Here is a 21,227-nt window from a genome sequence, read left to right on the forward strand (position 1 = left end):
CAATACATTTCATTCTTCATACATACGTTAAAAATAAAAAAGATTGTAGAAAAACATGAGTTTCTCTACAATCTGACTACTCTTTTAAAAGAGTAGTTTTTTGTTGTTTCGCCCCTTTTAAACAGTAAAATCACCCTCTTAATTGGTAGAAAATGAACTATTTTCAAAAAATAGTGTTTAAGAGACAAGTGAAGGGGTAGTACATAAACATACCAATTAAAGGAGGAGTTAGAAATAATGAGAAAAACAAGCAAATTTTTTGTCGGTTCTGTGATCGCTACTTCAATGGTTGCTGTCCCTCTATCTCTTACGACTTTTGGTCAAACGGCTGAAGCTGCTACAACAACAGGTGTTGATGGAAGTGTATCCATTGATCCAGTAGCCATTGCCGATAAAATTGAAGAAGCAGTGAAAACATCTCAAAATCGGGATGGTTTTGTAAAAAATGCGGCTTATAGTGCATTCTATGAAGCAGGTCAAAACTATAATGTGGTTGTCCAAAACTTAAGCCAAGACCATGACTTTAGCGGGCTGAACAATGTTGTCTATTATGATAGTGTTGAATATGACGGTATTACGTTTGGTATTTGGGTATTTGAAGATGGTACGTTTGTCAACAATGGTGACGGCGGATATATTAACTGGACCTTTGTTGGCAGCTTTGACCGTGAAGAAGGCAGCGGTACTGTCGATTTCCATAAAAGATTCTAATTCATCGTCAAAAGTCTGCCGAGCCATCGGCAGACTTTTTTTATAATGCACATTCTTCGATCTCAAAACCTAAATCCTCGATGATGTGATGATCCGTTTGTACTTGCTGGCCCTTTGTTGTTAAATAATCGCCTACAAAGATGGAATTCGCCGCATAAAGTGCTAGCGGCTGGAGTGTCCGTAAATTAAACTCTCTACCTCCTGATACTCGAATTTCCTTTGTTGGATTGATGAATCTCATCAGCGCCAAAACCTTCAACGCTTTTATCGGGTGTGTCCGTTCTTGATGTTCAAGTGGAGTTCCTTCGATTGCGTGAAGAAAGTTGACGGGGATTGAATCCGCATCAAGTGCTCTTAGCGCAAAAGCCATTTCAACAATTTGCTGATTCGTTTCACCCATCCCAATAATGACACCTGAGCAAGGTGACATACCAGACTGTTTGACCCGCTCAATGGTCGACACGCGGTCATCATATGTATGAGTCGTCGTAATTTGAGTATGATGATCATGATGTGTATTAATATTATGATTATATCGATGGACACCAGCTTCCTTCAGCCGCTTCGCTTTGTCTTCATTTAATAACCCAAGACAGGCACACACCTTCAAAGGCATCGTCTCAGTAATCTCCTTAACTGCCGCAGTCACTTCATCTAATTCCCGGTGCGAGGGTGCTCTCCCGCTTGCCACAATACAATATGTACCTGCTTTTCTTTTTAGTGCCTCGCGTGCACCGTCCACAATAGTCTTTTGATCAAGCATTGTATATCTTTCAACTGGTGCTTTTGAAATCATAGACTGTGAACAATATCCGCAGTTCTCAGGACAATATCCGCTTTTGGCGTTAAAAATCATATTCAACTTCACCTTTTTTTGAAAAAAATGAAAACGCACTTGATAGGCTGCATGCATAATAGGTAACAATTCTCCATCGTCCGCTTCAAGAATGTCTAGACCCTCCTGCATCGTGATCGGTTCATTTTTCATCGCTTTCTCCGCTATCGCTTCCCAAGATAAAGACATTTGCTTTCCCATAAATAGCCCCTCTCAATATGTTAACTTATTTTTATTAAAAGTTAACATAATGGATAGACAATGGCAAGTACTGGATGAATGACGCAAGTGAATCCAAATCAAAAATATCAAAAGGCGATGAATATGAAGTCATCGCCTTTTGGTATGTAAAGATTGATCTTAACGAACAGTAATATAGTTGATACAAGCTCACCCTGTGAATTATAGTGAAAAACAGTTACAGACCCGCGTTGAAGACGAGATAATCAAAAAACACATGATTTTTTATTCATATGTCATTCTCTTTTTTATGGAAAAAGAGGCATAAAAAAAGCTGGGCACATACCCAGCAATGCAATGCTTTATGAAAAGAGATCATCAATCGTCGTCTGGCTGTTTTGGCTGACGGCCTTTTTGTTTCTCTTTCTCTCTAATGTAGTTAATAAAGTCGATGGTTTGTCTTCGTGCTTCTTCGGAAAAATCGGAGGCAGCTTTAAACGCAATTTGCAAATCAGGATCGTCTGCAAGATCGTAATCAGTTCCGCTTTTGTCTTTACCTGTGAGGAGATAATCTGTTGAGACTCCGTATAGCTCGGCGATTTTCACAATCATTTCACCGTCGGGTTTTCTCAATCCATATTCCCAGTTTGCATAGGTAGACATCGCCTTCAATCCGAGTTTTTTAGCAACGGTTGACTTACTCCATCCATGCTTCTCTCTTAATTCAGTTAAAATCTTTCCAGTCAAATTATCCATTGGAAACACCTTTTTTCATATTATGTGTAAATTTTATCATGAATTACACGGAAAAGATAAATAAATACACAAAAAGAATAAAAATGTGATTGACTTACTCGTTTCGTGTATATTATCATAATGAATATAACTTACACATATTGAGTAAGAGGTGGGAAGATGAAACTTGGCTATAAGTAGACGTGCGGCTATGTGAATATAGAATTGGGCAGAACGAAGACCAGCATAGAAAGAGCAAAGCATATTGCATATCTGTTAAATACCGGTGTACAGGAGTTTTTTTTGATCAAAAATTACACGAAAAGAGTAACTTTTAGAAGGGGACTGTGTTTAGGAAAGGGGAGACGAACAGAATGAATATTGAACATCCGATGGTGACGCAGATGAATGACTTTGGATACCCAAAAAGTTACTGGTCATATGAGATGAAACGATGTGGTTATCAAGCAGAGGCAGAGGAAAGTCAGGAGGGACATGACGATGATCAGACATCAGTTGACGTTTAATGCTCGAAAAGAAGCACAGCTTTGTTTAGTACAAGCTGGCGGCTGGATCGCCTTTCATCATAAGGAACCGATGTTTGTTTTCGCCACGGCAGAAGAGAAGCAGACATACTTGACCCTTATGGCAGCCAAAGCCGCTGATGCAAATAAGGAGGGGATCAGAGCGACATGAATCGATTGAAGCAAATCATGACATTCATGAAATGCTTGCTCAAAGCGAGTCAAAACGAACAAGACATCAGGCAGTGGGCAAAGGATGACGGGAGATCGTAACATGGTCATCCATTTCATCATTGAGACAGAGCATTTATTAACAAAACAGACGTTCATGAAAAGAATTCAAGCAGCGGCAAAAGCGCAATGCCCGCAAAAAATAAAAGGCGCACTATCACTGGAGATACGTTTATTTGACAACATGCCGCTCGACATAGCTGACTGCCAAAACAAGCGTGTATATGCTGAAAAAGGCTTGATACGTCCGGTGCACGTCAGTATCTTTCAGCCAAGTCTACAGCATATTCAAGAAGCACTTCGCTCCATCGCTGACGAAGTCCCTCTACAGATTGTGGATTTAAGAGTTTCTCAGTTTTATAGTATGCGCCCAAGAGTTGAAATCATTTTAAATACTGTAGATGACGGCATGAGGTCATCACCAAAAAGGAGACAAGCATATGAATGAGCCAAAACAACTATTGATTCAAGAAAATCAGACATTTGTTGGTGAAATGGAGAAAGGAAAGATTCAAGTCATTGTGTTAGATGGAAATGTAGGAACGGCCTATATGATGGATGTACCTGAGCATGGAAAAACCATTATTCAAACGGCAAAAGGGCATTTTGCAAGAGTGGATCACGAGATTGGTTTTAAAATCAGCTAGCCTGATGAACAATTCACAACATCATAAGTCCAAGACGGAAAGCCTGCGGACACTGATCAAGACCCTACTTAAAGGGGCTGATTGGTGTCCGTTTTTTATTTTCTTAAAAAAGGGAGAGAGCACATATGCAAGATTTACTGATCGAATATAAAAGAGCATTAAAGGATGCCAGAAAACGATATGAACGATTTAGAGAAAAAGAAGACCAGCAGCTGTCAGATCAAGACAAGCATGATCAAAAAATGATCGCCAGTATGGTAAGCGATCTAGAATACGTTGTGGACTGGCTTCAAATCGGCAGAGAGCCAGGTGCGCGCAGGGGATTAGACAGACGTTCTGTTTATCAGCGCACTATTCTTGCAAATTCAGAAGTATTAGAGGCCTTATCACATGAATATACCCTCATTCAAGAGAAAGAAAGAGAGGTAAGTGAGCGGGACAAAAAACGAATTGACGAAGCTTTGTCTGTTTTAACAGATCGAGAGAAGGACGTATTCTTTATGCACACAACGCAGGGACTATCGTTTAGCGAGATTGCGATCATGCTAGATGTCAAGAAAGGAACTGTACAAAAACATATGGAAAGAGCTCGGACCAAAATGTCCAAAAAAGTGCAAGAACGCCTATTCAAAGCTGCTGAATAGGCATTTTTTCTTTAGAAAATCAATCAATCAGAGCTTGTCTTACAGTTGCCACCTATAGTTAGAAAGACCAAACGGATGTTTGCTAGACCTACACAAATGATTCCTTTTTAGGGAATCATTCCAGATTGTTGACAAAGGGCTAAAATGATCTTTATTTTAGCCCTTTGTCTTCTTTTCAGCGTGATAGAAAACCTTTGAAGTCTAGGAAGGACGAGCACCGGAGCGGAGCGAATTTGACATTCGTGGGCACCGGAGCGCAGACCTGACAACGAATGCGAGGGTTTGTCTACACGCTGAAATGATTCCTTTTTAGGGAATCATTCGAACTAAAAGGAGGCGGCAGGTGAATGTAGATGAAAGATAAACGGATGCAAGCAAAGAAAGATTATATGAAAGGGATGACGTACCAGCAGATATCTGATCATTACAACGTCTCCATCCATACCGTCAAATCATGGAAAAGACGATACGGCTGGCAAAGACAACAAACATCAGCAAAGCAGGCGCACTCGATCTTCAATCAATTTCTTTCGGAGGAAACGATTGAAATCATGGAGAAAATGGGTGGACGCACATCACTTGATATCATCTGGGACCAAATTCAAATTCAATACTCAGCCATTATTCGCGCGCAGCGAATCATGTATGTCGCAGATCAAAAGGACATGATCAAAGAGCTGAAAAAGGCAACATACATGCCCTCTTCATTAGAGGAAGAAACAGTAGAAGGCATTCAGCCAGAACCAAAAATCACAGCAGAAGAATATTCGTTTCAATTTTCATGGGATCGGCATGCCACTTTTTTAAATGCCCAATCTCGTGCAATGGGGGAGCTGAGACGTCTCATTAAACAGTTTGAAGAGCTCGCTCACGCGAAGGATGAAAGAAGATTAAGGCTGAAGCAAATCGAACTGACGATCGAAAAAGCAAAAAAAGCAGTGCGTGAAGAAAAAGAGGAAGATCTTCACATCATGATCAAGCGAAAAGAGGACGATTCATGACGTTGATTGAAAAAGAAGTCAATCCTCACTTTGAACACTTTCTTTTCGATTGGAAGCAAAAGTTTCAATTTTTAGTAGGCGGCTATGGCTCATCCAAAAGCTATCACATTGCTTTGAAACTGATCTTAAAACTCCTTGAAGAAAAGCGGACAGCACTTGTCATTCGAGAGGTGTATGATACGCACCGAGAGTCGACATTTTCTCTATTACAAGAAATCGTCAGCGATCTTGGCATCGATCATGTGGTGAAGTGCCGCAGTTCGCCGCTGGCACTAACGTTTCGAAACGGCAGCAGCATCTTATTTAAAGGGCTGGACAAGCCTGAGAAGTTGAAGTCGATCAACAATATCTCGATCATTTGGATTGAGGAGTGCTCAGAGGTTTCTTATGAAGGCTTTAAAGAGCTGCTTGGAAGGCTGAGGCACCCGGCTTTACCTCTTTATATGATGTTATCGACCAATCCCGTTGGTCAGGATAATTGGACGTACAGACATTTCTTTCGAGATGAACAGCTGAAGCGATTTGTTCTTGATGACGAGACATTATACAAAAAGCGCACTGTCGTTATCAAGGATACGTACTATCACCACTCGACGGCAGAAGATAACCTGTTTTTGCCTAAAAGCTATGTGAAGCAGCTGGATGAGCTGAAAGAATACGATCCGGACTTTTATCGAATTGCGAGGAAGGGATTTTTCGGGATCAATGGCACAAAGGTTTTTCCTCAATTTGAGGTAAGAAGCCATTCTGACGTAGTAGAAGCGATTCAGCAGATTGAAAGACCACTGAAACGAGCAGGGATGGATTTTGGTTTTGTTGAATCGTACAATGCGTTAATTCGGTTAGCCGTCGATCCTGAAAAAAAGTACTTATATATTTATTGGGAATATTACGACCGCGGGAAAACAGATGATGAAACAGCCGTTGATCTGAAAGAGTTTGTAGAATCAAAGGAACTCATTAAAGCAGACGCAGCAGAGCCTAAAACCATTCACTATTTTCGGCAGCGTGGATTTCAAATGGTGGCAGGGCATAAGTTCCAGGGCTCACGTTTGCAGTATACAAAAAAGATCAAACGGTTTAAGAAAATCATTTGCTCTGATGCTTGTCCGTACACAATCTATGAACTTCAATCACTGACCTATAAGGCAGATAAGGACGGACGCCTCGAGGAAGATGAATTTCAGATCGATCCGCACACATTATCAGCCATCTGGTATGCGCTGGATGATTATGAAGTGACGGATTTGAAACAGACCGCCTCGGAGCGTGTCCGTCCAAACAGAGAGAGGAGGTCCATACAATGAAACAATTGAAAGCAACGATTATGAAGGCAAACATGTCTGATCACACAAAGCAAATGTATGAAGATGAATTTTCCTATGAAAAAGATGACATTGTACCCCCGCCCTACAATATCAATGAATTAAAAAGCATGGCAGAGTACTCGACCATTCTTCAGCAATGTATTGATGCCTATAAAACAAACATTTTAGGCTTTGGTTTTGGTGTGGAATACGCCTTTGACTTTAATGCAGAAGGTGTGAAACCGGCAAAAAAGAAGACCGCAGAGAAGGAATGGACAAGACTTGAAGAGTTTACAAGATACATGAACTATGATGAGTCTGCCGATGTGATTCTTGGCTATGTCCTCGAAGACCGAGAGAAAACGGGCAATGGTTTTTTAGAGGTGCTGCGAAATGGACAAGGAAAGCCGGCAGGAATCGAGTATTTAGATGCACTCCATATCCGCATTTGCAAGCTGAGTGAGCCAGTCGACGTCGAATTCCGATACACAGAAAACGGCGAGTTGAAGACGATGAATCGAAAGAAACGATTCCGAAAATATGTGCAGGTGATCAATGAAAAGAAAGTCTTTTTTAAGGAGTATGGTGATCCGCGCATTTTAAATTGTGAAACAGGCAAATACGATGACACCACGCCAGAGCCGCTTCAAGCAACAGAAGTGATCCATTTTAAAATCGGCAGTGGAACGTATGGGATTCCCCGCTGGATTGGCAACATCGTGAATATGTACGGAGCGCGCAAAGCAGAAGAACTGAACTATCTTTATTTTAAGCAAGGACGGCATGTACCTGGTGCCATTATTGTCGAAAATGGAATGCTGTCAGAATCGTCCTATCAGCAGCTTCAGGATTATATGGACGATATTGAAGGATCTGATCATGCCCATAAATTTTTATTGCTTGAAGTAGAAGGTCTTCCGACGGAAAAAGGGTTAACAGGTGAAGAAGATGTATCAAATGTCAAAGTGAACTTTAAATCCTTAGCAGAGATCCTGCAAGAGGATGCGCTCTTTTTAGAATACGACGAAAAAACTAGGAACAAAATACGCTCCGCTTTTCGCCTGCCGCCTATTTACACAGGCGAGTCTCAAGACTATAACAAAGCCACAGCAGATACTGCGCGTAAAACAACAGAGGAGCAAGTATTTCAGCCTGAGCGGCATCTCATTACAGGGAAACTTAATACCCTTTTCCTGCCGGACCTTGATATATGGCATGTCCGCTTTCTATTAAATGGACCTGATTTTAGAGATCCATTAGAGATCGCCAAGGTTCTTACGCCATTTATTCAAGCTGGGGCAGTGTCACCAAACGATTTGCGAGATCTGGCGGGACGCATTCTTGGGAAAACGTTAGAGGAATGGCCAGAGGAGTTCTATCATCGGCCCTTAGAAAGCCGCATCAAATCAGCTGAAGAACAGCCTCAATCAGAGCCGAACCAGCTGGAGGAATAAACAGAAGGACGTGAGCTTTTTGAAAGGGGGTGAACATATGCCAAGAGAATTAAAAAACGCAAAAATTACACATGTTTCCTACGTGGACAGGGCAGCAAACCAAAAGAAATTCTTTTTAATGAAAGCAAAGAAGAGGCAGCCTGACTTTCAAAAGGAAATCAGTGTCCTCACAAAGGCAGAAGATGCTCATCGCCTCGTGTATGGTGTCGTGTATGAACCGAATACACTGGATGCACACCAAGACTTTATGTCAGCCAAGGAAATTGAAAGAGCGGCACACGGTTTTATGAAGGATGCCCGTCATATTGACAAACAGCATGATTTTCAAGATGGTGTTGGCGAAGTCGTTGAATCATACATTGCCCCGGCGGATTTTGAAGTAGGCGGGGAATTGATTCAAAAAGGATCTTGGGTGCTTGTGACAAAGGCTTCACAAGATATTTGGGATCAAATTCAGCAGGGCCACATTACAGGCTACTCAATGGCTGGGACGGCGGATATCGTGGCAATAGAAGAACAAGATCAGCTCCTATCTCAAGGCACGAATGAGAGAGGGCTTTTTTCTTTGCTGAAAAATTTCTTTTTGAAAGAGGAAGGTGCAAACATGTCACAACAATTTTGGAGCGTTTTAGACCATCTGCTGGAAACCTTACAGTCGAGTGATGGTGATGAGTCTAGCGTAAGAGCTGCGCTTGAACAATTGATACCAATGGTGCAGGATGTTTTGAAGACAGATGATGTGCTTCAAACGATTGGCGAAAGGCCAGCATCCGTTCAAAAGCAAGATGCCGGATTGACGGCGGATCAGGTGAACGAGCTGGAAAAAGCAAAAATGGCAATCGAAAACGTCTTACAGCAAGCGGAAAAACCAGAGACAGGTCAAGAAGAAGAACCGGTCCAAAAGGTGCTGGAGCAAGTGGTTGCGCCGATTCGTCATCAGCTCTCTTCATTAGAGAAATCAGCCAGCAGAGAAAAAGCAGCCATTCACCAAGTGCTTCAGCAGCAGCTTTTGCCTATTTCAGAGCGGATTCACATGCTTGAAAAAGCGCGGGGCATTTCAAAACAAACAATCCACGATACACAAAACGACAGGACAAAGCCCATATGGGATGGCTTACTATAAGCCTAAATAAGGAGGAAACAGTGTGAGAAATCAAGAGTTGATTCGCAAGGCTGAAATGACACTTGCCAGCTTAAAAACCGGCGGTCTCATGAACGCAACCCAATCCAACACATTCATTAGAATGATGCAAAACACACCAACCGTTTTAAATGATGCACGCATCATTCCGATGGAAAGTGATTCACAAAAAATCGAAAAAATCGGCTTCGGCCAGCGTATTTTGCGCCCAGCAGAAGAAGGAAAAGCGCTTGATGCAAAAGACCGTGTTGTCCCAGCGACAAGCACTGTCCAGCTAAATGCGAAAGAGGTCATTGCAGAAATTCACATGACCTACGACAGCATTGAAAACAATATTGAAAAAGACGGGATTCAGCAGACCGTTATGCAAATGCTGGCAGAACGAGCGGCGGTAGATATTGAAGAGCTGATCGTCAATGGAGATACAACATCATCAGATCCGTTTTTAGCTCAAATGGATGGCGTACGAAAACAAGCAGTATCTCATATTGTAGATGCAAATGGAGCAGAAATTAGCCGTCAAATGTTCAAACAAGCCTATAAAGCGATGCCATCAAAATATTTACGTGTTCCTCAGGATTTCCGTTTCTACACATCTCCAAGTCTAGAGGTCGAGTGGAAGGATCAAGTAGCAAACCGTCAGACCGGCTTAGGAGATGCGGCAATTCAAGGCGGACTTTCCTCTGCGTTTGGTGTCCCGGTCAAAGGTCTTGCCAATATGCAGCCATATGACGAAGCAGGAACAGACGTATCAGATATTTTACTGACACACCCTAAAAACATTATCGTAGGTTTTTCTCGCAATATTCGTATTGAAGTAGAAAAAGATATTCGCAGCCGTAAGTTTATTATTGTCCTGACAGCGAAGCTAGACAGCAAATTTGAGGAAGAGGATGCTGTAGCAAAAGTGATGAAAGTGAAAGAGTAGGTGACGGCAGGCCATGATTATTTCTGTTGAGGAAGTACAAGCCTATTCTGTATTTGATCGTGTGAAAAATCGATCTGTAGAGAGACTGACAGCAGATATTATCGAAGCAGAAGCTGCAGTATTTCAGATCGTAGGTCACGATTTCACAAACGAAAAATATCAGCCCCTCCCTGAAAAAGCAAGGATCGCATTATTAAAAATGGCCCAATACTTTGCCATGCTGAATGATGATGAATCTATGATGAAAGGCTTTACGTCAGAAAAAATGGGCGATTATTCATATGCGAAGGCAGCTGAACAAGTCAAAGGCAGGCCCTATGTATATGCCCTGCTTGTTGATTACATTGAACCATCGCTCACTGGCGGCAGTGCCAAATTAAAGGTGAGATCATTATGAGTTATCAATCTTTATTAACGGATCGCTGTGATCTTTTTCACCTTGAACACGAGGAGGCTGTCCGCGGGAAATTCGGGATTCCACCTGGAGATTTGCAAATAACACTCACTTATCCTGATGCGCCAAGCTTGAGAAATCTCTCTTGCTATGTCATAGAAAAAAACCAGTCACTCGTGCAGGAAGAACCGAATACAGTGATTTATCAGTCCTATCTTGTCCATTTTCCTTTAGCAAGTGATATTCGCTTGCATGACAAAATAGTATGGAACGGGGTTTCACTCAAATTACAGCAGCCCAAAATAGTGAAAAATCATCACATTGAAGTGTTGGCAGTCAGGAAGGAACATCTATGAAAATTGATGGACTTGACCGGCTGCTTTCACAGCTGAAGACGGCGTGTGATGGCGGCTTAAAGGCGGAGTATCAAGAATGGTTACAGGAGAAGGGCTTGCAGCTTTTAGACATCATTCAGGATGAATTAATCAAGGAGAATGCTGTCGATACAGGCCGGCTTCTAAGCTCCTTTAGGCAAGGTGACAAGGAGAATCATTTCCTCATCTCACGAGACGGTCTCACGCTTGAAGTGGGGACGCAGCTAGATTATGCCTCATACGTCAATGACGGACATGCCACTTCTTCAAATGGAGAGCGAAGATGGGTCCCTGGCAGGTGGGCTGGTGGCCGCTTTGAATATGATCCGAATGCAAGTACAGGAATGATGCTTGCATCTCAATGGATGAATGGAAATGGCTACTGGGACCATGCTGTCATGCTCTATGAGCAAATGTTTGAACATTCGCTAGATCGGAAGCTTCAAAGCTGGATCGATCGACATTTTGGGAGGTGATTGAATGAATCAAGAAGTCGGGGCAATCATGCATTTTATTTACACACAATTTCCTGTAACAATGTATGATCGTCTTCTGCCAGAGCGCTTTCAAGTTCCGTCTGTTTATGTGCCGCCAGTGACAGTCATCAGCGGTCCAGATACGATATCTACCTTTATGAAATCTTATTCGCTGCAAGTGAAAGTGTTTCATATCGATACAGAAAAAGCGCATGATGCAGCAGAAACAGTCGTCGATGCATTGCTTGCTGATCGTCAAATCATTCAGATGATGAGTGAAGATGGAGAGGTGCTTGATGATTATGTCCGCATAAAAAGAGTGGAAACAAGAATCATAGATCAAGGCGTAGCAGCGATTGTCCTGACGTGGGATAGCAGCTATTGGTACAACCGAGACAAACAGACAAGCCTTGAAAATATCAATTTTTCAGATGGGGTGATCAAACGTGAGCAAGACTAAAAAAGCACAGCTCGATCAAACAGCTGGCGAAGAAAAAGAATTTGGCTTTTCATTTGAAGCCTTAAAAGAGCACAGTAAGGATCTTTTTGGGGTAAAACCAGAAATCCTTGAAGGTGCTCTTTTTTATATCAAGCATCAACCAATTACAAAAACAGAAGCAAAGAAGCACATTGATGCTTTTTTGTCCAAGGAGGTTTAAAGGATGAACGGAGGCACTTTTACACCAGGAACAGAGAAAAAGCGTCCTGGCATTTACTTTAATTTTAAAACAACAGCAGAGCAGCGAATTACTTTAGGCGATCGAGGTACGGTGGCACTTCCTCTTGTGATGAGCTGGGGAGAACCAAAAACCTTTATTTCCATTTCCAATATGGAAGACTTAAATAAAAAGGTCGGACTCAACATTGATGATAAGTCACTCCTTCTTTTCCGTGAAGCAAAGAAAAAAGCACAAACAGTCTTGCTTTACCGCTTAAATGAAGGGGAGCCAGCCAAAGCCGAAATCGCTGAACATTTTGTGGTTACAGCAAATTATGGCGGCCTAAAAGGAAATGAGATCACAGTACAAGTCGCAGAAAATGTACTTGATAGCACAAAGCGCGACGTTATCACCTATCTTGGAACAGATATTGTCGATAAGCAGGTTGTGACTGATGTCAAAGATCTTGTGAAAAACAAATATGTTCAATTTTCTGGTGAAGGTGAAGCAGTTATCACAGCTGGTGTGGCACTAAGCGGCGGGAAAAATGGTGTGGCAAGTGTTGCAGATTACACAGCTTTCCTAGAAGCAGCCGAAACAGAATACTTTGATGTCATTGCTCTTCCGGTCGATAATAGCGAGCAATTAAAAGCAACCTTTGCCTCATTTATCGAGCGTTTACGCGATAAGCAAGGACGTAAGGTGCAAGGGGTTGTCGCCAATTATGCAGCTGACCAAGAGGGGATCATCAATGTCACAAGCGGTGTTGTTCTAGAAGACGGAACAGAACTGACGCCTGCACAAACAACAGCATGGGTCGCAGGTGCAAGTGCAGGAGCGAACTTCAATCAGTCACTTACCTTTGTTGAATACGAAGGAGCAGTAGATACATTAGAACGCCTTGATAATGATCAAGTAGAATACCGATTATCACAAGGGGAGTTTCTTTTCACCTTTGATGCGCGGGACCGTACTGTGAGCGTTGAAAAAGATATTAACTCCTTAACAAGCTTCACGGCTGAAAAGAACCAGCAAATGGCGAAAAACAAAATCATTCGTGTGCTTGATGCGATTAACAATGATTTAACGTTTGAATTGAAAAATTTGATTAAATTACGTAAAGCCAATGGCAATGACATTCCAGCATCAGATGATGGTGTGCAGCTTGTGAAAACACTCATTACGCAGTATCTCACACAGCTTCAAGATGGCAGCGGCATTACAGGCTTTAACTCAGAAACAGATATCGTGATTGGTCTCAATGAAGATCGTGATGGATTTATCATCGATTTAGCGGTTCAACCAGTAGATGCAGCAGAAAAATTCTATTTCAATGTGGAGGTGAAGTAAGATGGCTTTTAAAGCGCAAAATACTATTTCAGGTAAAGAAGGTCGTCTTTTCTTAGAAGGTGAGGAGCTTGCATTTATCAAAACCTTCGAAGCAAATGTGGAGAAAAACAAATCAGAAGTCAATGTCATGGGCCGCCGAATGACTGGTCATAAAACAACCGGTGCAAACGGAACAGGAACTGCGACGTTCTATAAAGTCACATCACGTTTCGTGCAATTAATGCTCAACTATGTGAAAAAAGGAGAAGATCCTTATTTCACTCTTCAAGCTGTGCTTGAAGATAAGTCATCTGGCCGAGGCACAGAGCGTGTGACATTATTTGATGTCAACTTTGATTCAGCTAAAATTGCTGGACTGGATGTAGATTCAGAGGCACTTGAAGAAGAAGTTCCTTTCACATTCGAGGATTTTGACCTGCCTGAGAAGCTGAAGAATTCTTTTTAATTCGTTATTTGGTACGAGTGAATTCGCTAAGTAATATTGGCGAATTTAAAAAGGAATGTGTTATAATGCAATTAGAATGCTCAAAGCATTCTGGAAGCATTCTTAAAGCATTCCAAGAACAGAAAATTATGTTTACATGCAAAGTAATTTGCATACAATAAAAAGAAGCCAGGATGTTGGCGCATCCCGGCAATGTACAATGAGGCCCTTCAAGGGGCTGGCTAATCGAATAGGATTTTCAGGATAGACTTTCCCTATTACCTACCAAAGCTCAAGGGGGAGTCTATTTTTTGTCTATATACGTCAACAGGGCAATGATAAATGACCCGAATGCAAGCATTAACATAAGCGCTTGAAATGTTGACATGAGCATCACCCCCTTCCTATCGGGGATGAGCCAGACACCCTTGAGCAAGCCGTTCCATTGTACGATTAATATTATACATGAAAAGATTGGAAAGCACATTCAAAAATGGATGTGCTTTTTTGCATTCAAAAAACATAACAAAGGGAGTTTTTAAACATGAGCGAAAAACAAACATTTGATCTTTCATTTTTTATGCCAGGACAAACAGTCGAAGCGGAAGAAGTCAAAGTGCTGATTTCTAAGCGTTTTGTTGATAAAAAAGGGAATGTCATTCCTTTTGTCTTCAAAGCAATTACAACTGAACGTATTGATGAATTAGAAAAAGAAAACACAACGTTCAAAAATGTCAAAGGCAGAGGACGCGTGAAAGATTTAGACAGTCAGCGCTTCTATGCACGTATTGCCATTGAATCCACCATTTATCCAGATTTCCGCTCAAAGGAATTAAGAGAAGCCTACAGCACACAAGATCCTGTTGAAGTAGCAAAGCGTGTACTGTCTGTTGGCGGGGAATATGCGAACTGGTTAAACAAAGCCATCGAAATCAATGGGTTTGAAGACGAGATTGAAGATTTAGAAGAAGCAGCAAAAAACTAATAAAAGATGGGGATAAGGAAGCGGTGTTTTTATATTACGCCATGCACGAGCTTCACTACTCCCCATCTGAACTCCTTGATTTATACGAAGCACCAAGACAATTCAAAGCCTTCTTATTTGGACTCATCGGCTACAAACTAGAAATGCTAGAAAAAGAAGCAAAGAAAGGAGGGAAATAAACTGGCGAAACTCACTGCACGATTTGAATTAGAAGACAAAGTGTCGAAGAAGCTTTTACGCATTCAGAAACGGTTTCAAACGTTTGAACAGCAGCTCAAGCCCTTTAGAAAACCGATCAAAATAAGCCTAGAAATGGATGAAAAGAAGTTAAGAAACTTCAATGTATCGATGCGTAAATTTTCAGTATTATCGATAAGTCTAGATCAAGGAATCTATCGTGATTTAAAATCATTAACAAATCAATTGAACAACATACCAAATCATCTTGTCATATCCATTCAAGCAAAGGGATTAGATTTCATTAAGTCTAGTATGGATCGCTTGAAAAAAGCAGGAACAAGTCCACTTCTGATGACATTTAAACTAAACGATCAATTGTCAGGAAAAATATCATCGATCAAAAAATCAATCCTTCAGCTCATGAACAGAACATACTATATGAGATTAAACACGGTTGATCAAGCCACCGCTGCGATTCAACGAATCAAAAAGACACTAAAAAGCTTGACGATGTCTAAACACGAAATCAAAGTGTCTGTTCAAGACAATGCAAAGAGTAAGTTGAAAAAACGAGATCGGGCCGACTCGGTTGTTAAAGAAAAGAAAATAAAAAAGGAACCTAATGCAACAGCCGCTACGAAAACGAATGAAAACAAACAAAGCTGGTTGAGGAATTTGGGAAACAAGGCGATAAAGGAAATCGAAAAGTATGCAGGTGACGTTTCAGATAAATTGAAGGAAAAATTGAGTCCTAGAAACTTTTGGGACAATAAGGCACTTCCTTGGATCGAAACGAAAATGGATGAGTATAAACAAGAAGTGATTGGACGAATCCGTGAGAAGATTAAAATTAATTTTGAAGAAAAGCTAGATCAATTGGTGAGTAGTGGATTAGATCGCCTCTTCGGTACAAATAACCAATCAAGTGAAAATAACAGTACCCCTGCAGCGCCAACAACAGCGCCAACACCAACAAATCCAGCCCCTAAAACTCAGCCGCAGCCGCGGAGTGGAAAAGGTTTGTTTCGTAATAGTTGTTGCCCTTGTTGTGCTAGAGGATTAAGCAGGAGAGGATCTACTAGAACTAAAAATAGAAATGGTCGTTCGCAAAGACAGCCAACAAATCCAACTGGTACAACTAGAGTAGAAAGAAATAGAAGACCTCCAAATAGATTAGGAAAACTGAAAACAAACGCAGGTAAGCTTTTTGGTAAAATCCCTAGTGGACTGAAGAAAAGCGCAGGTATAGCGGCTTCTGTTGCGGGGCTTGCTGGTTTGATGAAAGGTAGTGGAGGATTAAGTGGGTTAGGAGATGCACTTAAAAATATAGGTCGAGGAAGTAGCAAGCTATTAAAGAGAGTGCCTATCTTGGGGAACTTATTAAGTGCAACAGATTTAATAGGAACAACGAAAGAAAACGTTGGAGAAAAAGTAGGTGGCTTCTCTGGAGGTCTTGCAGGAGGAGTTAGCGGAGCTGCAATTGGCCAAGCCCTAATTCCAATACCACTTGTAGGAGCTGCTGTTGGTGGTGTTGCTGGAGGCATAGCCGGAGCTTTTGGTGGATCGAAACTAGGGGAATTATTTGATACATCAACATTAAAAGAGAATATTTCAAACACTTTATTTAATGGAGAATGGTGGAGTGAGAAGTGGGGAAGTGTTAAAACTTCCGCAGAAAATTCTTTAGGGAACTTAAGTGAAAAATGGGAAGATATAAAAACTACAGCATCTAATACGCTATTTAATTCAGAATGGTGGGCGGAACAAGCTGGGTACATTACTGGAGTTTTGGAATCCACTGTCTTTAACGGAGAATGGTGGGGAGAGAAGTGGAATAACGTAAAAGAATGGACTCAAGAAAAATGGGATAGTGCAGTTGGAATATGGGATTCTATTAAAGGAAAACTTAGTGAGACCGTCTTTAACGGAGAATGGTGGGGAGAGAAGTGGAATAACGTAAAAGAATGGACTCAAGAAAAGTGGGACAGTGCAGTTGGAATATGGGATTCTATTAAAGGAAAACTTAGTGAGACCGTCTTCAACGGAGAATGGTGGGGAGAGAAGTGGGATAACGTAAAAGAATGGACCAAAGAAAAATGGGATGGTGCCGTTGAGATATGGAATTCAATTAAAGGGAAAATTAGTGAAACTGTTTTTAATAAAGATTGGTGGGGGGAGAAGTGGGATAACGTAAAAAGTTGGTCTAAAAGTAAGTGGGAACAGTCAAAAACAATTTGGTCAACTGCAAAATCAACTATTTCTTCTACTCTATTTAATAGAGACTGGTGGTCAAGGAAGTGGAGTGATGTACAGGCTTGGGGTAAAAATATTTTAGGAGATACATGGGATTTAATCAAAAGTACAGGTGGAAAAATTGTTGGGAAAGTTGTTGTGGCAAAGCAAAAAAATCAAAAAGCTTTTGAAAAAGGGAGGAACAACGGACGCAAAGATTTTAAACCTGATACTAATGCCACAGGAGGCTATATCACCCAGCCAACCTTATCATGGGTCGGTGAAGCTGGTAATGAATTTGTCATTCCGACTCAAAATAACAGAGGACGCGGGAAGATGCTGCTTGCACAGGCGGCTTCTCACCTTGGAATGTCTGTTGTGCCAAGCGGAGGTGCAGCAAATCAAGTGTCAAGCTCCCAAGCTACTACAACTTCGCCATCTTCTGTCAGTTCAATTGGCGGCTCGGTCTCAATGAATGGGAACATTCAAGCTGCCGGCATAGGTAAGCAATTTAATAACGAGTTTGAACAAGGGTTAAATCATAAAGTGATCTCTCTTGATCAATGGAAGCAAAAGAATATTCAGCAGCCATTTGGTCAATTGACATCAGACTCAGGAAACTATGGTGAGCAAACGGTTTCTGCTTTTGCGAATGGTCAGCAGATGACACCAACAGGAACAGATAGCTTTTTGCAAAATCGTGTAAAAGCACCCTATCAGCAAGTGATGACAGCCTCAATAAATTGGGGTTCTGGAACTGTTACTGGTTTTGCAACAGGTCAAAATGCCACATCAATTGGCACAAGCCAATACGTAGATCAACACGTCAAACAACCATTCCTGCAAGCAAAACAAGAATCACCAGGCTGGGGTTCAGGAATGATCGATGCCTTCAACAGCGGCATGCGTTCGAAAGCAAGTGAAGTCACACAAGCTGCCAAAGAAATGGCGAAGAAAGTACAGCAGGCGTTTAGAGAAGAATTAGACATTCATTCACCTTCACGTGTCATGATGAGTCTTGGGAAATTTGCATCGATTGGTGTAGTCAAAGGTCTTGATTCAATTGATGTGAAAAAGTTCGCTGAAAATCAGGCTGGTTCATTAATCGGTGCCTTCAGCGGTATGGGTGCTTCAGGTCTCAGTGTTCAGCAATGGCTCATGGCTGCTTTAACGGCAACCGGTACATCGATGAGCTGGCTACCTGGTTTGATGACCATTGCGCAGAACGAGTCACGTGGCAACCCGAAAGCGATCAACCTATGGGATTCTAACGCCAAGAGAGGAACGCCGTCAAAAGGATTAATGCAGACCATTGGACCAACATTTAACTCCAATAAAGGCAAAGGCATGAATGATATTTGGAACCCAATTCATAATGCCGTAGCAGCCATTAACTACATTAAGGGCAGATATGGAACAGTCTTCAATACGCCGGGATTACGGAGTATGAGAAGAGGCGGTCCTTATAAAGGCTACGCAAATGGCGGGCTGATTACGAAGGAGCAGGTAGCTAGAGTCGGTGAAGGGAACAAACGCGAATGGATTATTCCAGAAGAAAGAGGCATTCGCGGGAGATATTTATTGACGCAGGCAGCCAAGGCGCTTGGGATGCAAGTATATGATCCATCAAATGCATCTGCTCCTTTACCAGAATCACAGATGCAGCAAGTGACCTCAGCTCAGTCAGTTGGCAATACAACATCGTCAGGTACTAAACAAATCACCATTCAATTCAATGGAGATCAGCATTTCCATAATGGACAAGACCAGCAATCGTTTGTCGAAAAAATTAGACAAATGCTCGTAGACGAACTGGAAGTAGAGCTTCATACAGGAACGAAGGGAGTCGTGATCGATGGGTAAGTCAGTGTATCAATTGTGGATTTCCCAAGGAAAGGATAAGTTGCGATTCCCTGTCCTTCCATCCGAACTCGAAATCACAAATCATGTACAAAATGAAACAGTGAAGGTCGCCTCTTTTGGAGAACTGACCTTTATTGATGTACCAGCAGCTAAACAAGTATCATTCACATCATTATTTCCTAAGAAATATTCGCCGATTGCTGAATATAAAAGCATTCCATCACCAGAGAATGCGATAGCGAAAATTGAACGAATGATGCGTTCGAAAAAGTCCGTGCGATTGATTGTTACAGGGACAAAAATCAATATGACGTGCAGCATTGAAAGCTTCACCCACAAGGAAGGGTCATATGATATTGGTGATCGTGAGTTTACGATTCAGCTAAAGGAATACAAAACCGCTTCGCCTAGGAAAATCAAACGAAAGAAAAAAGCGAAACAAACCAAAAAGAAAAGACCCTCAAAATCACCACCAAAATTGTATACCGTCAAAAAAGGCGATACCTTGTGGGCCATTTCAGGCCGGTTTTATGGCGACAGTACAAAATGGCGGCGTATTTGGAATGCGAATAAAGCAGCGATGATTAAACGAAGTAAACGTAATATTAAACAGCCGGGACATTGGATTTTTCCTGGACAAAAATTGAAAATACCACAATAGGGGGGCTGACATTGATTGAGCTTTTTGCCATCAGAAGCGGCACCATGTATGAGCTTGTCACAGAGAGTGTGACACTTCAGGGGCAAAGATATCAAGCCCCTCGCTCTATTCAGGCAAATATTATCACAAAGCAAGGCAGTCAAACATATTACCGTGTCTCAGAAGGGGACACGGTTCTTTTTAAATGGAAAGGAAAAGAACTGTTCAGAGGCATTGTGTTTTCCCGGACACCTGTTGAAGGCAAGCTGACCTTTACCGCATACGATATGCTCCAATATTTAGTGAAAAACCAAGATGTATATATTTTTTCGAATCAAAGAGCAGATCAAATCTTGAGACGGATTGGAACTGACTTTCAAATTCCAATGACCTCCATCGCAAATACAGGACATGTCATGAAATCATTGGTCTTTAAAAATGACACGAGCTTGTATGACATCATTCTGAAAGCATTGAAAGAAACGAAGCGGCAAACCGGCAGAAACTATCAAATTTATTCTGCTAAAGGCAAGATGGGGCTGAGAGCTTGGCCCGATCCAGAGGACGTATGGGTCATTGAATCTGGCGTCAATCTCATCGGTTATCAGTACAGCACCTCCATTGAAGAGACAGCAACACGCGTAAAGATGCGCACGTCTGTAGATGAACAGGGGAAGAATAAGAAAAAAGGCAGCAAATCAGATCTTGTGGTGATCGAACAGGATAAAGCAGGTCAGAGTAAATACGGCATTTTACAGCATGTTGAGACGGTAACAGGTCAAATCAACCAGCCGCAGCTTCAAAAAAGAGCCAAAGTACGGTTATCAGAGAAGAAAGGCGTTAAACAAGAAGTGAAAAGCATACAAGCGCTAGGAATTCCCGAACTGCAAAGCGGTCTCCCAATCTATTTGAAAATCCCTGAAATCAACGTAAAAAAAACCTACTGGATCGATCAAGACAAGCATGAATTTAATGGAGTAAAACACACCATGACCATTGATGTTGTTGAGAAAAATTCCATGCCAAAGGGTGATCAAGCGTGAGATTCAGTGAAGCGATTAAACGATTAGCAGTTAATGCCGTAGACGCTGCCTCTCCAATTGATCTTGTCATTGGTGAAGTCACGGCGGTTTCACCACTTAATATCCGATTAAATGAAAATCATAAGCTGATCATTCCAGAAGAATTGCTTATTTGGCCGAAGCGCTTAAATAAGGGTGAGGATGATGAACTAAAAGCGGGAGACAGTATTATGGTGCTCGCAATGGCAGGAGGGCAGTCCTTCTACATCATCGACAAATTGTAAGGGAGG

General features: G+C 41.7%; 27 protein-coding genes. 24 read left to right on the forward strand and 3 right to left on the reverse strand.

Annotated elements, in window-relative coordinates:
- The first annotated feature begins 237 nt into the window (after window positions 1–237).
- On the forward strand, window positions 238–711 hold the full coding sequence (locus R0K30_RS17045) for a stress protein (protein WP_099727135.1): 474 nt from the start codon (window positions 238–240) through the stop codon (window positions 709–711).
- A gap of 40 nt (window positions 712–751) precedes the next feature.
- Here R0K30_RS17045 and bioB read toward each other — a convergent pair whose 3' ends face one another.
- Entirely contained in the window at window positions 752–1,747 is a 996-nt protein-coding gene (bioB, locus tag R0K30_RS17050; RefSeq protein WP_099727136.1) for a biotin synthase BioB, read from the reverse strand.
- A 357-nt stretch (window positions 1,748–2,104) separates the two neighbouring features.
- The gene (locus R0K30_RS17055) at window positions 2,105–2,482 is read right to left on the reverse strand and encodes a helix-turn-helix domain-containing protein (protein WP_099727137.1); all 378 of its coding nucleotides are present in this window, start codon (window positions 2,480–2,482) and stop codon (window positions 2,105–2,107) included.
- Between the two features lie 353 nt (window positions 2,483–2,835).
- On the opposite strand from R0K30_RS17055, the gene R0K30_RS17060 reads away from it, so the two are divergent.
- The 17 genes from R0K30_RS17060 (at window position 2,836) to R0K30_RS17140 (ending at window position 14,036) form a co-directional block, all read left to right on the forward strand.
- Entirely contained in the window at window positions 2,836–2,988 is a 153-nt protein-coding gene (locus tag R0K30_RS17060) for a hypothetical protein (protein WP_180275504.1), read from the forward strand.
- Window positions 2,963–3,157, forward strand: a complete 195-nt coding sequence (locus R0K30_RS17065; protein WP_230030832.1) for a hypothetical protein — start codon at window positions 2,963–2,965, stop codon at window positions 3,155–3,157. Before R0K30_RS17060 ends, R0K30_RS17065 begins: the two co-directional genes overlap by 26 nt.
- A gap of 102 nt (window positions 3,158–3,259) precedes the next feature.
- On the forward strand, window positions 3,260–3,664 hold the full coding sequence (locus tag R0K30_RS17070) for a holliday junction resolvase (RefSeq protein WP_249705104.1): 405 nt from the start codon (window positions 3,260–3,262) through the stop codon (window positions 3,662–3,664).
- Window positions 3,657–3,863: an XtrA/YqaO family protein gene (locus tag R0K30_RS17075; RefSeq protein ID WP_034317304.1), complete on the forward strand. Its 207-nt coding sequence runs from the start codon at window positions 3,657–3,659 to the stop codon at window positions 3,861–3,863. Before R0K30_RS17070 ends, R0K30_RS17075 begins: the two co-directional genes overlap by 8 nt.
- A gap of 125 nt (window positions 3,864–3,988) precedes the next feature.
- On the forward strand, window positions 3,989–4,507 hold the full coding sequence (locus tag R0K30_RS17080) for a sigma-70 family RNA polymerase sigma factor (RefSeq protein ID WP_230030834.1): 519 nt from the start codon (window positions 3,989–3,991) through the stop codon (window positions 4,505–4,507).
- 353 nt (window positions 4,508–4,860) lie between these two features.
- Window positions 4,861–5,508, forward strand: coding sequence for a phage terminase small subunit (terS, locus tag R0K30_RS17085; RefSeq protein WP_327925382.1), 648 nt, complete (start codon window positions 4,861–4,863; stop codon window positions 5,506–5,508).
- Window positions 5,505–6,815, forward strand: a complete 1,311-nt coding sequence (locus R0K30_RS17090; protein WP_410611847.1) for a PBSX family phage terminase large subunit — start codon at window positions 5,505–5,507, stop codon at window positions 6,813–6,815. Before terS ends, R0K30_RS17090 begins: the two co-directional genes overlap by 4 nt.
- Window positions 6,812–8,269, forward strand: coding sequence for a phage portal protein (locus R0K30_RS17095; protein ID WP_410611849.1), 1,458 nt, complete (start codon window positions 6,812–6,814; stop codon window positions 8,267–8,269). The genes R0K30_RS17090 and R0K30_RS17095 overlap by 4 nt, the downstream gene beginning before the upstream one ends.
- 37 nt (window positions 8,270–8,306) lie before the next feature.
- The gene (locus R0K30_RS17100) at window positions 8,307–9,392 is read left to right on the forward strand and encodes an XkdF-like putative serine protease domain-containing protein (RefSeq protein ID WP_256498966.1); all 1,086 of its coding nucleotides are present in this window, start codon (window positions 8,307–8,309) and stop codon (window positions 9,390–9,392) included.
- Between the two features lie 22 nt (window positions 9,393–9,414).
- Window positions 9,415–10,338, forward strand: a complete 924-nt coding sequence (locus tag R0K30_RS17105) for a phage major capsid protein (RefSeq protein ID WP_099727144.1) — start codon at window positions 9,415–9,417, stop codon at window positions 10,336–10,338.
- Between the two features lie 13 nt (window positions 10,339–10,351).
- Window positions 10,352–10,735, forward strand: a complete 384-nt coding sequence (gene yqbG / locus R0K30_RS17110) for a protein YqbG (protein WP_410611852.1) — start codon at window positions 10,352–10,354, stop codon at window positions 10,733–10,735.
- Window positions 10,732–11,088 carry a YqbH/XkdH family protein gene (locus tag R0K30_RS17115; protein WP_256498965.1) on the forward strand — a complete coding sequence of 119 codons (357 nt, stop codon included), beginning with the start codon at window positions 10,732–10,734 and terminating at the stop codon, window positions 11,086–11,088. The genes yqbG and R0K30_RS17115 overlap by 4 nt, the downstream gene beginning before the upstream one ends.
- A complete protein-coding gene (locus R0K30_RS17120) occupies window positions 11,085–11,582 on the forward strand; it encodes an HK97 gp10 family phage protein (RefSeq protein WP_256498964.1) in 498 nt (165 codons plus the stop codon). The genes R0K30_RS17115 and R0K30_RS17120 overlap by 4 nt, the downstream gene beginning before the upstream one ends.
- Before the next feature lie 4 nt (window positions 11,583–11,586).
- The gene (locus R0K30_RS17125) at window positions 11,587–12,042 is read left to right on the forward strand and encodes a phage tail terminator family protein (protein ID WP_256498963.1); all 456 of its coding nucleotides are present in this window, start codon (window positions 11,587–11,589) and stop codon (window positions 12,040–12,042) included.
- Window positions 12,029–12,241: a YqzN/YkzM domain-containing protein gene (locus tag R0K30_RS17130; RefSeq protein ID WP_034317333.1), complete on the forward strand. Its 213-nt coding sequence runs from the start codon at window positions 12,029–12,031 to the stop codon at window positions 12,239–12,241. Before R0K30_RS17125 ends, R0K30_RS17130 begins: the two co-directional genes overlap by 14 nt.
- A 3-nt stretch (window positions 12,242–12,244) precedes the next feature.
- The gene (locus R0K30_RS17135) at window positions 12,245–13,591 is read left to right on the forward strand and encodes a phage tail sheath family protein (RefSeq protein WP_249705098.1); all 1,347 of its coding nucleotides are present in this window, start codon (window positions 12,245–12,247) and stop codon (window positions 13,589–13,591) included.
- A gap of 1 nt (window position 13,592) precedes the next feature.
- Window positions 13,593–14,036, forward strand: coding sequence for a phage tail tube protein (locus R0K30_RS17140; RefSeq protein WP_034317337.1), 444 nt, complete (start codon window positions 13,593–13,595; stop codon window positions 14,034–14,036).
- A 283-nt stretch (window positions 14,037–14,319) separates the two neighbouring features.
- Here R0K30_RS17140 and R0K30_RS17145 read toward each other — a convergent pair whose 3' ends face one another.
- Complete coding sequence (locus R0K30_RS17145; protein ID WP_072368332.1) at window positions 14,320–14,409, reverse strand: putative holin-like toxin; 90 nt, start codon at window positions 14,407–14,409, stop codon at window positions 14,320–14,322.
- Between the two features lie 150 nt (window positions 14,410–14,559).
- Between R0K30_RS17145 and R0K30_RS17150 the strand changes: the two genes are divergently transcribed.
- From R0K30_RS17150 to R0K30_RS17175, 6 genes are read left to right on the forward strand one after another with little or no spacing between them, the layout of a single operon-like run.
- Window positions 14,560–15,000: a phage tail assembly chaperone gene (locus tag R0K30_RS17150; RefSeq protein WP_099727150.1), complete on the forward strand. Its 441-nt coding sequence runs from the start codon at window positions 14,560–14,562 to the stop codon at window positions 14,998–15,000.
- A 41-nt stretch (window positions 15,001–15,041) separates the two neighbouring features.
- The gene (locus R0K30_RS17155; RefSeq protein WP_099727155.1) at window positions 15,042–15,179 is read left to right on the forward strand and encodes a hypothetical protein; all 138 of its coding nucleotides are present in this window, start codon (window positions 15,042–15,044) and stop codon (window positions 15,177–15,179) included.
- Window position 15,180: 1 nt separating this feature from the next.
- Window positions 15,181–19,275, forward strand: coding sequence for a transglycosylase SLT domain-containing protein (locus R0K30_RS17160; protein ID WP_410611989.1), 4,095 nt, complete (start codon window positions 15,181–15,183; stop codon window positions 19,273–19,275).
- The gene (locus R0K30_RS17165; protein WP_099728782.1) at window positions 19,268–19,936 is read left to right on the forward strand and encodes a LysM peptidoglycan-binding domain-containing protein; all 669 of its coding nucleotides are present in this window, start codon (window positions 19,268–19,270) and stop codon (window positions 19,934–19,936) included. The genes R0K30_RS17160 and R0K30_RS17165 overlap by 8 nt, the downstream gene beginning before the upstream one ends.
- A gap of 11 nt (window positions 19,937–19,947) precedes the next feature.
- On the forward strand, window positions 19,948–20,958 hold the full coding sequence (locus R0K30_RS17170; protein ID WP_099728781.1) for an XkdQ/YqbQ family protein: 1,011 nt from the start codon (window positions 19,948–19,950) through the stop codon (window positions 20,956–20,958).
- Window positions 20,955–21,221: a DUF2577 family protein gene (locus tag R0K30_RS17175; protein ID WP_099728780.1), complete on the forward strand. Its 267-nt coding sequence runs from the start codon at window positions 20,955–20,957 to the stop codon at window positions 21,219–21,221. The genes R0K30_RS17170 and R0K30_RS17175 overlap by 4 nt, the downstream gene beginning before the upstream one ends.
- The last annotated feature ends 6 nt before the right edge of the window (window positions 21,222–21,227 follow it).

This window comes from Bacillus sp. SIMBA_154 (assembly GCF_046536015.1).
Lineage (GTDB): Bacteria > Bacillota > Bacilli > Bacillales > Bacillaceae > Bacillus > Bacillus pumilus_P.

Excerpts from the sequence above, each read along its gene's own strand:
- R0K30_RS17045 (WP_099727135.1), top strand. The coding sequence starts at position 238 with ATGAGAAAAACAAGCAAATTTTTTGTCGGTTCTGTGATCGCTACTTCA.
- bioB (WP_099727136.1), bottom strand. The coding sequence starts at position 1,747 with ATGGGAAAGCAAATGTCTTTATCTTGGGAAGCGATAGCGGAGAAAGCG.
- R0K30_RS17055 (WP_099727137.1), bottom strand. The coding sequence starts at position 2,482 with ATGGATAATTTGACTGGAAAGATTTTAACTGAATTAAGAGAGAAGCAT.
- R0K30_RS17060 (WP_180275504.1), top strand. The coding sequence starts at position 2,836 with ATGAATATTGAACATCCGATGGTGACGCAGATGAATGACTTTGGATAC.
- R0K30_RS17065 (WP_230030832.1), top strand. The coding sequence starts at position 2,963 with ATGATCAGACATCAGTTGACGTTTAATGCTCGAAAAGAAGCACAGCTT.
- R0K30_RS17070 (WP_249705104.1), top strand. The coding sequence starts at position 3,260 with ATGGTCATCCATTTCATCATTGAGACAGAGCATTTATTAACAAAACAG.
- R0K30_RS17075 (WP_034317304.1), top strand. The coding sequence starts at position 3,657 with ATGAATGAGCCAAAACAACTATTGATTCAAGAAAATCAGACATTTGTT.
- R0K30_RS17080 (WP_230030834.1), top strand. The coding sequence starts at position 3,989 with ATGCAAGATTTACTGATCGAATATAAAAGAGCATTAAAGGATGCCAGA.
- terS (WP_327925382.1), top strand. The coding sequence starts at position 4,861 with ATGAAAGATAAACGGATGCAAGCAAAGAAAGATTATATGAAAGGGATG.
- R0K30_RS17090 (WP_410611847.1), top strand. The coding sequence starts at position 5,505 with ATGACGTTGATTGAAAAAGAAGTCAATCCTCACTTTGAACACTTTCTT.
- R0K30_RS17095 (WP_410611849.1), top strand. The coding sequence starts at position 6,812 with ATGAAACAATTGAAAGCAACGATTATGAAGGCAAACATGTCTGATCAC.
- R0K30_RS17100 (WP_256498966.1), top strand. The coding sequence starts at position 8,307 with ATGCCAAGAGAATTAAAAAACGCAAAAATTACACATGTTTCCTACGTG.
- yqbG (WP_410611852.1), top strand. The coding sequence starts at position 10,352 with ATGATTATTTCTGTTGAGGAAGTACAAGCCTATTCTGTATTTGATCGT.
- R0K30_RS17115 (WP_256498965.1), top strand. The coding sequence starts at position 10,732 with ATGAGTTATCAATCTTTATTAACGGATCGCTGTGATCTTTTTCACCTT.
- R0K30_RS17120 (WP_256498964.1), top strand. The coding sequence starts at position 11,085 with ATGAAAATTGATGGACTTGACCGGCTGCTTTCACAGCTGAAGACGGCG.
- R0K30_RS17125 (WP_256498963.1), top strand. The coding sequence starts at position 11,587 with ATGAATCAAGAAGTCGGGGCAATCATGCATTTTATTTACACACAATTT.
- R0K30_RS17135 (WP_249705098.1), top strand. The coding sequence starts at position 12,245 with ATGAACGGAGGCACTTTTACACCAGGAACAGAGAAAAAGCGTCCTGGC.
- R0K30_RS17140 (WP_034317337.1), top strand. The coding sequence starts at position 13,593 with ATGGCTTTTAAAGCGCAAAATACTATTTCAGGTAAAGAAGGTCGTCTT.
- R0K30_RS17145 (WP_072368332.1), bottom strand. The coding sequence starts at position 14,409 with ATGCTCATGTCAACATTTCAAGCGCTTATGTTAATGCTTGCATTCGGG.
- R0K30_RS17150 (WP_099727150.1), top strand. The coding sequence starts at position 14,560 with ATGAGCGAAAAACAAACATTTGATCTTTCATTTTTTATGCCAGGACAA.
- R0K30_RS17155 (WP_099727155.1), top strand. The coding sequence starts at position 15,042 with ATGCACGAGCTTCACTACTCCCCATCTGAACTCCTTGATTTATACGAA.
- R0K30_RS17165 (WP_099728782.1), top strand. The coding sequence starts at position 19,268 with ATGGGTAAGTCAGTGTATCAATTGTGGATTTCCCAAGGAAAGGATAAG.